This window comes from Flavobacterium flavigenum, assembly GCF_027111255.2.
Taxonomy (GTDB): Bacteria; Bacteroidota; Bacteroidia; order Flavobacteriales; family Flavobacteriaceae; genus Flavobacterium; species Flavobacterium flavigenum.
In genome coordinates this window covers 2,435,409-2,449,179 of record NZ_CP114285.2, presented here as the reverse complement: position 1 = coordinate 2,449,179, position 13,771 = coordinate 2,435,409, and the positions used below count along the sequence as shown (strand labels likewise).

The window sequence follows — 13,771 nt, the reverse complement described above, 5'->3', positions numbered from 1 at the left end:
AAAAAAATAATTCGTGAATTCGCGGTGGGAAAAAAATATAAAAATGAGAAATTTTAGAAATTCAATTATTGCACTTTTTGTGTTTTTAGCAAGTTTACAAATCAATGCAAACATCAAACTACCTGCATTGTTTACGGACAATATGATGTTGCAACAAAAATCAAACGCACCAATTTGGGGCTGGGCAGAAAAGAACGCCAGTGTTATGATCAAAACATCGTGGAATTCTAAAATTTACAAAACTAAAGCCGATGCTTCCGGTAAATGGAAAACAGCATTGCAAACGCCAACTGCAGGCGGTCCGTTTACAATTGAAGTTACTGAAGGAAAAGAAAAAATTACAATCCAAAATATTTTGATCGGCGAAGTTTGGCTGTGTTCCGGACAATCGAATATGGAAATGCCTTTGAAAGGATTTCAGGGACAGCCCGTTAAAAACGGAAACGAAATAATCGTTAGATCAACCAATAAAAATATTCGGTTAATTACGATTCCGCGTGCGACAGTTTTAGAACCAAAAGATGATTTTGAAGGAAAATGGGAAGTGGCTTCGCCAAAATCGACTTCGAATTTTAGTGCAACGGCCTGGTATTTCGGATCACTTTTACAGGAAGTTTTAAATGTGCCCGTAGGATTAATTCACGTTTCGTACGGAGGATCAAGTATGGAAGCGTGGATGAATCAGGAAATGCTGAAAGATTTTGCGAGCGCTAAAATTCCGACTACAAAAGAAGAATTGGCAAAAGACCCAAACCGAGTTCCTACGACTCTGTTTAACGGAATGCTTTCGCCGGTTATTGGTTACGGAATCAAAGGTTGTATCTGGTACCAAGGAGAATCGAATTACGAAAGAGCTTCTGAATATACTGCTTTGATGAAAAAGATGGTTTCAAGCTGGAGAGCACTTTGGAAACTAGGCGATTTTCCGTTTTACTACGCTCAGATTGCACCGTTTAATTATGCATCTTTTCATCCAAAAGATTATCTGGAAAAATACAATTCGGCTTATTTGAGAGAAGCGCAATTGAAGGCTTCGGCAGCAATTCCAAATTCAGGAATGGCAGTTTTGATGGACGTTGGCGAAGAAAATAACATTCACCCAATGGACAAGGAAAAAGGAGGAAACCGACTGGCTTTTCAGGCTTTGGCAAGAACCTATGGAATAGAAGGCTTTGAATTTGAAAGCCCAAAATACAAATCGATGGAAATAAAAGATGGAGCTGTAACGGTTTCTTTTGATAATGTGGAAAATGGAATAACGGCTTATGATAAGGAAGTTTTAGGTTTTGAATTGGCTGGAGAGGACAAGGTTTTTTATCCGGCCAAAACAGTGGTGAGAAGAAAATCGGTGGTGCTGACTTCGGATAAAGTAGCGAAGCCTGTAGCTATTCGTTACTTGTGGAAAGATTTCGCTAAAGCAGAATTGTTTAGTGGCGGCGGTTTGCCGGTTTCTTCGTTTAGGACGGATGAATGGTAGATTCTAACCGTTCCTGCAAGGTTTTCAAAACCTTGTAGGTGTTTAGTTGAAATTGAAACTTAAAAATTATACCTACAAGGTTTTGAAAACCTTGCAGGACAGCATAAAAAAATGAAAAATTTAATACTTCTATTTTCTCTATTCACTACGCTTTGTATCAAAGCGCAAATTCCTGTGCTCGATACTTACAATCAGGTTTGGACAACTCAGAGCCAGAATTCCTCAGAATCAATGCCATTGGGCGGCGGTGATATAGGGATGAATGTCTGGGTAGAGAAAGGCGATTTGTATTTTTATTTCTCTCGAAGCGGGACTTTTGACGAACATAATACTTTATTGAAACTGGGTCGTGTAAAAGTAAGTTTAACCCCAAATCCGTTTAAGGATAATGAAGGTTTTCATCAGGAATTAAAACTCAAAGACGGTTATATTTTAGTGGGGCAAAATGATACGAAAATCAAACTTTGGGTTGATGTTTTTAATCCGATGATTCATTTGGATTTAGAAAGTAAAACGCCGTTGAAAATGACGGCTTCTTATGAAAGCTGGCGTCATCAGAATCGTATTTCAAAAGGAAAAGAAAACAATGCCAATTCCTATAAATGGGCGCCTCAGGGCGATGTTGTGATTTTTAAAGATTCTATTGCTTTTGAAAATAATGGAGTGAAATTTTACCACAGAAATCGTGAGCAAACCGTTTTTGATGTAGCGGTGAAACAACAGAAAATGGGATCAGTAAAAGACCAGATGCTGAATCCTATTGCCAATCTGACTTTTGGAGGAATGATGACTGGCGAAAACCTGAAACCTGATGGCACCTATCTTGGGAAATATCAGGATACCGATTTCAAAGGATTTAATCTTTCGAGCATAAAACCTTCCAAAAAACAATCTTTAGAAATTTATTTAAACACCAGTCAATCTGATTTTTCAACTTGGAATAACGGATTGAAAACTTTGATCGCTGAAAATAAAAAGACTTCAAAACAAGCAGAAAAAAACACTATAATATGGTGGAATAATTTCTGGAACCGGAGTTTTATTTATACGCAAAAAAATCAATCGACTACTAAAGATTCGGTATATCAGATTGGGCAGAATTATCAGTTGTTCCGATACATGCTCGGATGTAATGCATACGGGAAATATCCAACCAAATTCAACGGCGGACTTTTTACAGTTGATCCCGTTTATACCAACAAAGACCTTAGTTTTACTCCTGATTTTAGAAACTGGGGAGGAGGAACAATGACAGCTCAAAACCAGCGATTGGTTTATCATCCGATGGTAAAAAGCGGTGATTTTGATATGATGAAATCCCAGCTGGATTATTATTTAAGCCTTCAGAAAAATGCCGAATTAAGAAGCAAAGTCTATTGGAACCACAACGGAGCATCTTTTACAGAACAATTAGAAAATTTTGGTTTGCCCAATCCTGCAGAATACGAATGGAAACGCCCTGCAGATTACGATCCGGGAATGGAATACAACGCCTGGCTCGAATACGAATGGGACACGGTTTTTGAATTCTGCCAGATGATGTTAAAACAGAAAGAATATGCAGGCGAAGATATTCAGAAATACAATCCATTTATCATTAGCTGTCTTCGGTTTTTTGATGAACATTATCAGTATTTAGCCAAACAAAGAGGAAGAAAAGCATTAGATGGAAACGGGAAGTTAATTCTTTATCCAGGTTCAGGTGCTGAAACGTATAAAATGGCTAACAATGCAAATAGCACGATTTCGGCTCTGACCGTAATTACAGAAAATCTTTTAAACCTTTCGGCGAATGAATTGTCAAAAGAAGACGTTGAATATTTAAAAGCATTTCAAAATAGAATTCCACCTTTAAATTTTGGGCAGATTGAGAATCATAAAGTTTTGCTTCCTGCTAAAACCTGGGAGCGGGTTAACAATACTGAAGTACCGCAATTATATCCCGTTTATCCGTGGGGAATTTACGGCGTTGGAAAACCTGATTTGGAAACGGCTTTGAATACATGGAAATATGATCCTGATGCGATAAAATTCAGAAGTCACATTGGTTGGAAACAGGATAATATTTTTTCTGCCCGTTTGGGATTGACTGAAGAAGCAATGAAATATAATCTGCTAAAAATGACCAATTCAGAAAGACGTTTCCCGACATTCTGGGGACCAGGTTTTGACTGGGTTCCGGACCACAACTGGGGCGGAGCAGGTATGATCGGGATGCAGGAAATGCTTTTGCAGGAAGCCGATGGCAAAATTTACCTTTTTCCGGCCTGGCCAAAAGAATGGAATGTACATTTTAAATTACATGCAAAACAAAATACAACTGTCGAAGTCGAACTTATTAATGGAGAATTAAAAGTTTTTAGGGTGATTCCAGAAGAAAGAAAAAAAGACATTATTAATCTGTTAGGGATTTCAACAGAAGAAAAGAAAAAATTACACTAACTATTACCAATTAAAATGATTAAAAAATTAATAAGTGCTGCTGTTTTGGCAACGCTTTTATCAGCAAATGTACAGGCACAATCGGTTGGAAAAACAACTGAAAAACAAATTGTAAAAGTTGATTTTGACTTTTTTCAGAGAAGACTTGAAGAAGTTCATGCTCCGGGCTATGATTCGTGGGTGGTAAATGATATGAAAGAAGACCAAAAAGTTTTTAACGGTGTGACATTTAAACTGAAAGGCAACTTCAGTTCGAAATGGTATAAAGTAGGTATGAATGCACCGTTTTACAATAGATTAGGTGCTGACGGACTGGTTACAGCTGAAAATCTGGAAATGAAAATTAGCGGGTTAAAGCCGGGAAAACACACGCTTTTAACTTTTCACAATGCTTTTGATGTCATTACCGGAAAAACTTTCTCACCGATAAAAATCTTGGTAAACGGAAAACTTCAGGAAACGGTAAATGCTAGTCAGAGAGCTAATGCAAAAATTGATGCTACAATGGCTTATGTCACTTTCAATGCTGTAAAAGGGAAAGAGGTTGTTATTCGTTTTGAAATTGATCCGACCACAAATCCGGATATTGTAAAACAAATAGTAATCAATGGTTTTGAAATTGATACGCCAAATTTAATGAATCAGGCGCGTTCTCCAAAACCGGAAAATGCAAATGAACATGTCGTTACAGCGGATAAAAAGGTTTTATTGGAATGGGATGCTTCAAAAAATGCAGTTACACATAAATTGTTTTTTGGCGAAGATAAAAATGCTGTTGCCAATGCTACTGAATCTTCAAAGGAATTCAAAGGTAAATTAACTGACAGAACATTTTCAGTTTCTGATTTATACAGCGGTTCAACGTATTATTGGAGAGTTGACGAAGTAGACGCCAAAGGAAATGTGACTTTAGGAAATGTATGGTCATTCAAACCGGCTCAATTGGCTTTTCCTGGAGCAGAAGGTTACGGGCGTTTTGCCGTTGGAGGGCGTGGCGGAAAAGTAGTTGAAGTAACCAATCTAAACGACGATGGACCTGGAAGTTTACGTGACGCCATTAATCAGCAAATCGGACCGAGAACTATTGTGTTTAACGTTTCAGGTAATATTCAGTTGAAATCAAGATTAGTGGTCAATCAGCCTTACATTACTATTGCAGGACAGACAGCTCCCGGCGAGGGAATTACGATTAGCCGTGCACCAATTGGTTTAACGGGAAATGATGGCGTAATTCGATTTTTAAAAGTAAGAATCGGAGGCGGAACTACTTTTGACGGTATGGGTTTAACAGGGGCAGATTATAGTATTATCGACCACTGTTCAATCAGCTGGACAATTGATGAATCGTTTAGTTCGCGTGGTGCGCATCATATCACATTGCAGAGAACTTTAATTTCAGAAGCTTTGAATGTAGCCGGACACGATAAATACGAGGCCGGAAAAATGCACGGTTATGCAGCAACGATTGGTGGTGATATCGGAAGTTTTCACCATAATTTACTGGCACATAATTACGGAAGAAACTGGAGTATTGGAGGAGGTTTAAGTGGTGACGGATTTTATACAGGAAGACTTGACATTAGAAATAATGTCGTTTACAACTGGGGAAAAAGAACTACTGACGGCGGAGCAAATGAAGTTAATTTTGTGAATAATTTCTATAAACCGGGCACTTCAACAGGAATTTTCGTTGCACTTAATGCACAGCATGAAGGGGTTGGAAAAGGAATGCAGCGTTATTTCTTTGACGGAAATGTAATGCCAGGTTATTTTGATGAGAAATCTCAGGAAAAAGGCAGAAAAAGAACTATTACCAATAACGACAAAGTAGACTATGAGACATTTGTAGATAAACCTTTCTTCGAGTCTTATGTAAATACCCAGTCAGCCAAAGGAGCTTATAAAAATGTACTTTCGGATGTTGGTGCGAATCAGCCATTTTTTGATAAGCATGATAACCGCATTGTAGAGGAGACTTTAAAAGGAACTTTTACGTATAAAGGAAGTAAAAGCGGTCTTGGCGGAATGATTGATAATGAAGAAGATGCAGGAGGATGGCCAAACTTTTCATCAGAAACCCGTCCTGCAGACTGGGACACTGATCATGATGGCTTGCCAGACTGGTGGGAAAAAGCATTTGGTTTAAATGAAAATTCCAAAGCGGGAGATTTTTCAGATGCTAATGCGGATTTAGACGAAGACGGATTTACACAATTAGATAATTATTTAGACTGGATGGCACAGCCACATTTCTTTGTGAAATCTGGAGAGCAAACCGTTTTAAATGCTGCGGATTATTTTAAAGGATACGAAGCAAGTCCGGTATTTACTTTTTCGGATCTTACTAATGGACGAGTAATCTTAAAAGGAAAAGAAGTTCAGTTTACGCCTATTGAATCAGGATTCGCATCTTTTGTATTAACAGTTAAAGATGCTGATGGTGATACAATGAGCAGAACAATTAATTTCCTGGTGAAGTAAAATAAAAATAAAACCATATAAGTAATATAAGAAAATATAAGTTTTGCTTAAATGATCTTCAATTACTTATATGGTTCAAAAGAATAATGAAATGAAAAATTTATTAAATGTTTCTCTGGGACTTTTGTTTGTAAGCACTTGTATGATTGCCCAAAACAAAGGTCTGGTTGCCAATTCAGAAAGTCCTTACTCGAAATTACAGAGTGTAGGTTTACAGGATGTAAAATGGACCAACGGTTTTTGGAAAGAACAATTTGATGTAGAAACCAAAAATACGCTTCCGTACATGTGGGACTTGTATCACAACGATGAGGTTTCGCATGCGTACAAAAATTTTGAAATTGCAGCCGGGGAAAGCAAAGGAACTTTTAAAGGACCTTCTTTTCATGATGGTGATTTTTATAAAATTTTTGAAGGAATGGCAGCGACTTATGCCGTTACAAAAGATAAAAAACTCGATGTCGAAATGGATAAAGCGATTGTTCTTTTTGCGAAAGCACAGCGAAAAGACGGCTACCTGCATACTCCGGTTTTGATCGATGAACGCTGGGGAACATTGGGTCCGGAAGAAGTGAAAAAACAACTCGGTTTCGAAAAATACAATATGGGGCATTTAATGACAGCTGCCTGCATTCATTACCGTGCCACCGGAAAAACCAATTTTTTAAACATTGCAAAACGCGTTGCCGATTTCTTATATGATTTCTATAAAAAAGCATCACCTGAATTAGCACGAAATGCCATTTGCCCTTCGCATTATATGGGAATTGTCGAAATGTATCGCACGACTAAAAATCCAAAATATCTGGAATTGGCGAATAATCTAATCGATATCAGAGGAACTACCGAAGATGGAACCGATGACAATCAGGACAGGATTCCGTTTAGACAGCAGACAACCGCTATGGGACACGCCGTTAGAGCGAATTATCTGTACGCAGGTGTAGCTGATTTGTACGCTGAAACAGGAGAGAAAAAATTACTGGATAATTTAGAATCAATTTGGGATGATGTAACATATAGAAAAATGTACATCACAGGAGCCTGCGGTTCTTTATATGACGGGGTTTCTCCAGATGGTACTTCTTATAATCCCACTGATGTCCAAAAAATTCATCAGGCATACGGAAGACCTTTTCAATTGCCAAATGCTACCGCTCACACAGAAACCTGTGCTAATATTGGAAATGTATTATGGAACTGGAGAATGCTGCAGATTACAGGCGATGCTAAATATGCAGATATTGTAGAGTTAGCATTGTACAATAGTGTTCTTTCCGGAATTGATTTGGAAGGAAAAAAATTCTTTTATAACAATCCGCTAAATGTTTCCAAAGATTTGCCTTTTAAGCAAAGATGGAGCAAGGAAAGGGAAGGTTATATCGCTTTATCAAACTGCTGTGCGCCAAACGTAACTAGAACCATTGCTGAGGTGAGCAATTATGCATACAACTTTTCGAAAGAAGGTTTGTATGTAAATTTATACGGAAGTAATAATCTGAATTCAACCACACTTGCAGGAGAAAAAATCGAAATTGAACAGCAGACAAATTATCCGTGGGATGGAAAAGTTACTTTGAAAATCGTAAAAGCGCCGAAAGATATTTATGCTTTTTTATTGAGAATTCCGGGATGGAGCCAGGGAACAACAATTTCAATCAATGGCAAAAATAGCAACGAAGCTATAACTTCAGGGTCCTACCAAAAATTAGCACAAAAATGGAAAAAGGGTGATATTATCGAATTGAATATCCCAATGCCGGTTGAATTGATGCAGGCGAATCCATTAGTAGAAGAAGTGAAAAATCAGGTGGCTGTAAAAAGAGGCCCAATTGTTTATTGTCTGGAATCTAATCAGCTTCCTGCGAATACAAGTATAAACGAAGTAGTTTTAGATGTCAATTCTAAATTTATGACAGATTTTATCAAAATTCAGGACAGACAATTGTTAAGTATAACGGCCAGTTCATCCATCAATAATGACACTTCATGGGATAAAAAGCTTTATAAACCGCTTTCGGCAAAAGATAGCAAAGAGTTTACTGTGAAATTAATTCCGTATTTTGCGTGGGGAAATCATGGTAAGGGCGAAATGTCTGTCTGGCTTTCACATTAAAATAATTTGAATTTACCATGTAAGTCATATAAGGTTTTTAAGCAAGAGAAAAATAATTTCTAAACTTAGGATCTTATATGACTTATGTAATTTAAAAATCCATCAATTATGAAATATATCGTTACCTTATTTTTAGCATTAATAGCTTTAACATCATCAGCACAAACAACCGATAACCGATTTGAATTGACTGTTGCGCAGGATGGTTCCGGTGATTTTAAAACTATTCAGGAAGCTATTAACAAAGTAAGAGACCATGCCGAGAAGCGGGTTTTTATTACGATTAAGTCCGGAATTTATAATGAGAAAGTAGTCATTCCGGCTTTTAAAAGAAATATAACGCTAAAAGGAACCGACAGAGAAAAAACCGTTATTTCATATAATGATTATTCCGGTAAACCTTTCAGAGGAATTGACGTTACGGGAGATCCAAAATTTAGTACTTATACTTCTTATACTTTATTAGTTCAGGGAAATGACTGTTCAGTAGAAAATCTCACTATAGAAAATACAGCTGGAAAAGTAGGTCAGGCAGTAGCGCTGCACACTGAAGGTGACAGGGTTTCTGTAAAAAACTGCTCCATTTTAGGAAATCAGGATACTTTGTATTTAGCAAAAGGCGGAACCCGTAATTATTTAGAAAACTGTTATATCAATGGTACAACAGATTTTATTTTTGGTGCTGCAACTGCATATTTTTATAATTGCACTATCGAAAGTTTAAGCAATTCGTATGTTACTGCAGCTTCCACAACCAAGGAAGATAAATACGGATTTGTATTTGTGGATTGTAAACTTACTGCGAAAGACAGTACGGTTGATAAGGTTTTTCTGGGGCGTCCGTGGAGACCATTTGCAAAAACGGTATTTATCAATTCAGAATTAGGTTCGCATATAGTTCCTGAAGGCTGGAATCCCTGGAAAGGGGATAAAAATTTTCCAGACAAGGAAAAAACGGTTTATTACGCTGAATTAGGAAGCAAAGGTGGAGGTGCTAAAGATCTTTCTAAAAGAGCAATATGGTCGCATCAGTTGAAAAAATCAGATATTAAAAAATATGCTTTGAAAAATGTGTTAAATGGATGGAGTCCTGAATTATAAGACAGACTATAATTATTTGATTTTGAGACTTTTAATTTGACTAAAAGACACTATAAAGTCTAGGATAAAAATTTCTTTTATTATACAAATGCTTATATATTAAAATACGAACTCTCATTATCAGTTTGTTGCGTTGGGCTAAAATAAAAACTCACGCTGATCTTAAATTTAGCAAATAATTTTCTAGTAAAGATAATTTTTTTATAAAAAGTTTACTTTTCACATCAATAAAAATAACAAACACTTTTATGTATTAATAAGAATTTACCTCTTTAATTATAATTTTCAATTTTTTTTTCAATTTTTTTTAGGTTTTTCCATTCTACTGTTTATTTGTTTTATGTAAGATTTTTATTTAAAAGAAATCGATTTCATACATTCAATTTTTGGAAATAAATTCATCCCATTTATTCTTTTTTCAAAGAAATTTAGCAAATCTCCTTATTTTTTGGTGTTTTTTCTTATTTATTGTTGTTGGTGTATTATTATATTTAAAATTTAAGTCTTTTTTTAGTGTAAGTATATTTTGACTAACATTTTTTTGATAATATAGCTTTTTTATTCTGTTTTTCTTGATGATTATTTCAGGGCAGGATACTACAGGACAGTTCTGGTTTTCAATCCTTATATTTTTGGAATCAGTTAATAAATGTGTTTTTAACGTTTAAAATTTCTACAGTTATTTAATAGTCGATAAGATTGTAGGGTCAATTAAAGTTAAAATCCATTATTAAAACTAAAAACTAACCTAACTATTAATCTAACTAAATCAAAAATTTATGAAACAAACACTTATCAAAAGATGTAGTTTTATTTTGTTTGCATTGATGAGCATTATCACTTATGCCCAAAATGGAAGCAGTCAAATTAAGATCACTGGTACTGTTACTGACCCTACAGGACTACTAATACCAGGGGTAAACGTTACTGAAAAATCTACCAAAAACTCTGTAAGTACAGATTTTAGTGGTAGGTATGAAATTAATGTAAAGCCTGGTGCAACATTAGTTTTTTCTTTTATTGGAATGAAGAAAATGGAAATTCCATTAAACGGTCGTACAAATCTGGATGCTAAAATGCAGGAAGATTCTAATGTATTAGATGACATCGTTGTTGTAGCATACGGTACACAGAAAAAGAATAATATTACCGGAGCCATTGCTACTGTTGATATGGAAAAAATTCAGGATTTACCAGTATCTAATCTATCTGAGGCTTTGAGAGGGCAGTTGCCAGGAGTCAATATAACAGGAGGTTCTCAACGTCCAGGAGATGCAGCATCGATTCAGATTCGTCAAACATTTTCACTATCAAAAGACGGAGGTACTGATCTGCCTTTGATTATAATTGATGACATGGTTCAGATTGATCCTACTACAGGGAGGTCTACAGCTGAGATTTTTAATCGATTAGATCCGTCTGAAATTGAAAGCTTAACGGTGTTAAAAGATGGTTCTGCAGCTATTTATGGTTCTAGAGCTTCTCAAGGAGCAATAGTGGTTAAAACAAAAAGAGGAAAAGCTGGAGCTACTAAATTCTCTTACCAAAACCAATTTGCAGTGAATGATGCTATTAGTCATAGTAAAACAATGGATGCTTATCAATATGGACTTTGGGCTAACCGATTTATGATAGCTGATAACAGGACAGGAACAAATAATGCAAGTCTCTTTTCAGCAGATGAGTTAGAACAAATGAAAAGTTTGAATTATAACTGGTTAGATAAAGCTTGGAAACCCGCAACTCAACAAAAACATGCTCTTTCTATAAGTGGTGGGAATGAAAAAGCAACTTATTTTGCCGGAGCTAACTATTTTACTCAGGGAGCTAATCTTGGAGAGCAAGAATACAATAAGTGGAATTTTAGAACAGGAATGACTGCAAAAATATCTAAAAGTTTAGATTTTTCTGCGTCTGTTTCTGCAAATACAGGTCATGTTCAGAAATCATTTTCTAAAGCTTCTGCTAATATCAATGATAGTAGTTACGGATCAAAAGCAAATGGAGGAGGAGAACAACAAGATTATGGCTATTTATTGCATATGCCAAGATATATTCCATGGCAGACTACTGTTAATGGTCAAGAATATTGGATGTCACCTTTTCCTAGAACAGATAGAAACTTAGGAAGTGCAAATGCTAATACGACGATTGCAGGGTGGAATTATTTTGCGACGTTAGATAACGGTTCGAAATCTGTAAATGATGATTTTGGATATAATGTAAATATGTCTTTAAATTATAAGGTGCCATTTATCAAAGGTTTATCTGTTAAAGGAACTTTTGCAAGAAATGAAAGTACAGATAAAACAGAGCAAATTCAATTGCCATACATTATGGCAAGAATTAAAAATTACGAAACTCAGGATAATCACTTAGCTAGTGGAGCAACTGATTCAGATTATTCTATAGATACTAACGTTCGTAACTCAAGAGTTTATTATGATACTTCGTTTAATAAAAGTACTCAAACTAACTTTTTTATAAATTATGATAGAACTTTCGATAATCATGATATTAGTGCTATGGTTGCTGTTGAAAAAACAGAGGCCGAATATTTTAGTACTCGTTTGGCTTATGAAGGAACAACTGCAGATTATTTGGGGACTTATTTAACAGCAGGTACTTTATCACCTTCAAACTCTACTGCTCTTAGAGGAGAATCGGGGACATTGTCTTATTTGGGACGTCTGAATTATAATTATAAATCAAGGTATTTATTTCAATTTGTTTTCCGCACTGATGCTTCAACAAAATTTGCACCTGAAAATTATTATGGGTTTTTCCCATCAGTACAGTTTGGTTGGGTGATGTCAAAAGAAGATTGGTTTCAAAATGCCTTACCAGGTGTAAATAATTTTAAATTACGTTACTCTATTGGTAAAACTGGAAAAGACAATATTTTGCCTTGGCGTTGGGCAACATATTACGATATTATTGCTGATAAAGGTTTTGTTTTTGGTAGTGCAGGTGCTGCTACTAATTTAGGAAGTGGAATCAATACAAGAGTATCCCCAAATAGAAATGTAGGTTGGGATGGTACAATAAAAAATAACCTCGGAATTGATTTAGCTGTTTTGAGAAATAGATTACAAATTACGACAGATTTATACTATGATAAATCAAAAGAGATGTTAACTCAAGCAGCAAGTACAGTTGGGGTGCCAATTTCTGTAGGAGGTGGTTTTGCTGAGGAGAATTTGGCAACTATCGAAGATTGGGGAGCTGAGTTCGCTATTAACTGGAATGACAAAATAAAAGAAAATTTCAAATATAATATAGGAATAAACTTAGGTTTCTCAAGTGCTAAACAAGGCGATTATTATGACGTTCCTTATACTTTACCATCTGCAAACGCAAGAAGAGAAGATACTTCTTTAATTTATCCACAGTGGGGATTCAAAACATGGAAACAGACTTCGACTGGTGATGGGATTTTGCGTACTGATGAAGATATTCAAAAATATTGGGGTTACTTAACTGAAAGAGCTACAGCTGCTGGAGGTACACCAAATTATAACGGTATTACTAACGTTACTTTGATGAGAAGAGGTATGTTAGCTTATCAGGATTTAGGAGGCGTTTTTGATAGTACTACCGGGGTTCAAAAAGGACCAGATGGAAGAATTATGACTGGTGAAGATTTTACGAAATTGGTAAATAAAAATAAAACTTATGGGTTTACAACAAATTTAGGAATGAATTACAAAAATTTCTTTATGAAAACTCAGATTGCTACTTCATGGGGAGGTTACAGAGCCATTGATGTTGTAAAACAAGGAGTTAGTTCAGCTCATAATATGTGGGCACATGAGAGTTATTGGACAGACATGTATGGAGATGATAATTTAGGAGGTAAATATCCAAATTTAGCTTATTATGATTCATCAATGCTTGGTTCTGCATCAGATTTCTGGCAATTGAATACTTTTCGTTGTGTGGTTAGAAACTTAACTTTAGGTTTCCAGCTTCCTAAAGAAATTATATCAGGTCTTAAAATTTCTAGTGCTAGTTTTGGAGTTACAGGAAATAATCTTTGGGATTTATATAATCCTTATCCAGATCATTACCGAAATATGTATGATACTTCTTACGAGGCGTATCCGACTCTTAGAACATGGGCATTTAACTTAAATATTACATTCTAAATTAAG

At 35.7% G+C, this 13,771-nt stretch carries 6 protein-coding genes; all 6 read left to right on the top strand.

Annotated elements, in window-relative coordinates; genetic code table 11:
- The first annotated feature begins 43 nt into the window (after positions 1-43).
- The 6 genes from OZP09_RS09945 to OZP09_RS09920 all read left to right on the top strand — a co-directional run bounded on the left by OZP09_RS09945 (position 44) and on the right by OZP09_RS09920 (position 13,765).
- Entirely contained in the window at positions 44-1,477 is a 1,434-nt protein-coding gene (locus tag OZP09_RS09945) for a sialate O-acetylesterase (RefSeq protein ID WP_269237643.1), read from the top strand.
- Between the two features lie 111 nt (positions 1,478-1,588).
- Entirely contained in the window at positions 1,589-3,919 is a 2,331-nt protein-coding gene (locus tag OZP09_RS09940) for a DUF5703 domain-containing protein (protein WP_281310694.1), read from the top strand.
- Between the two features lie 15 nt (positions 3,920-3,934).
- A complete protein-coding gene (locus OZP09_RS09935) occupies positions 3,935-6,400 on the top strand; it encodes a pectate lyase family protein (protein WP_269237641.1) in 2,466 nt (821 codons plus the stop codon).
- 91 nt (positions 6,401-6,491) lie between these two features.
- Entirely contained in the window at positions 6,492-8,516 is a 2,025-nt protein-coding gene (locus tag OZP09_RS09930) for an aceric acid hydrolase (protein WP_269237640.1), read from the top strand.
- A gap of 108 nt (positions 8,517-8,624) precedes the next feature.
- Positions 8,625-9,617, top strand: coding sequence for a pectinesterase family protein (locus OZP09_RS09925; RefSeq protein ID WP_269237639.1), 993 nt, complete (start codon positions 8,625-8,627; stop codon positions 9,615-9,617).
- 779 nt (positions 9,618-10,396) lie between these two features.
- Positions 10,397-13,765: a SusC/RagA family TonB-linked outer membrane protein gene (locus OZP09_RS09920; RefSeq protein ID WP_269237638.1), complete on the top strand. Its 3,369-nt coding sequence runs from the start codon at positions 10,397-10,399 to the stop codon at positions 13,763-13,765.
- Positions 13,766-13,771 lie beyond the last annotated feature (6 nt).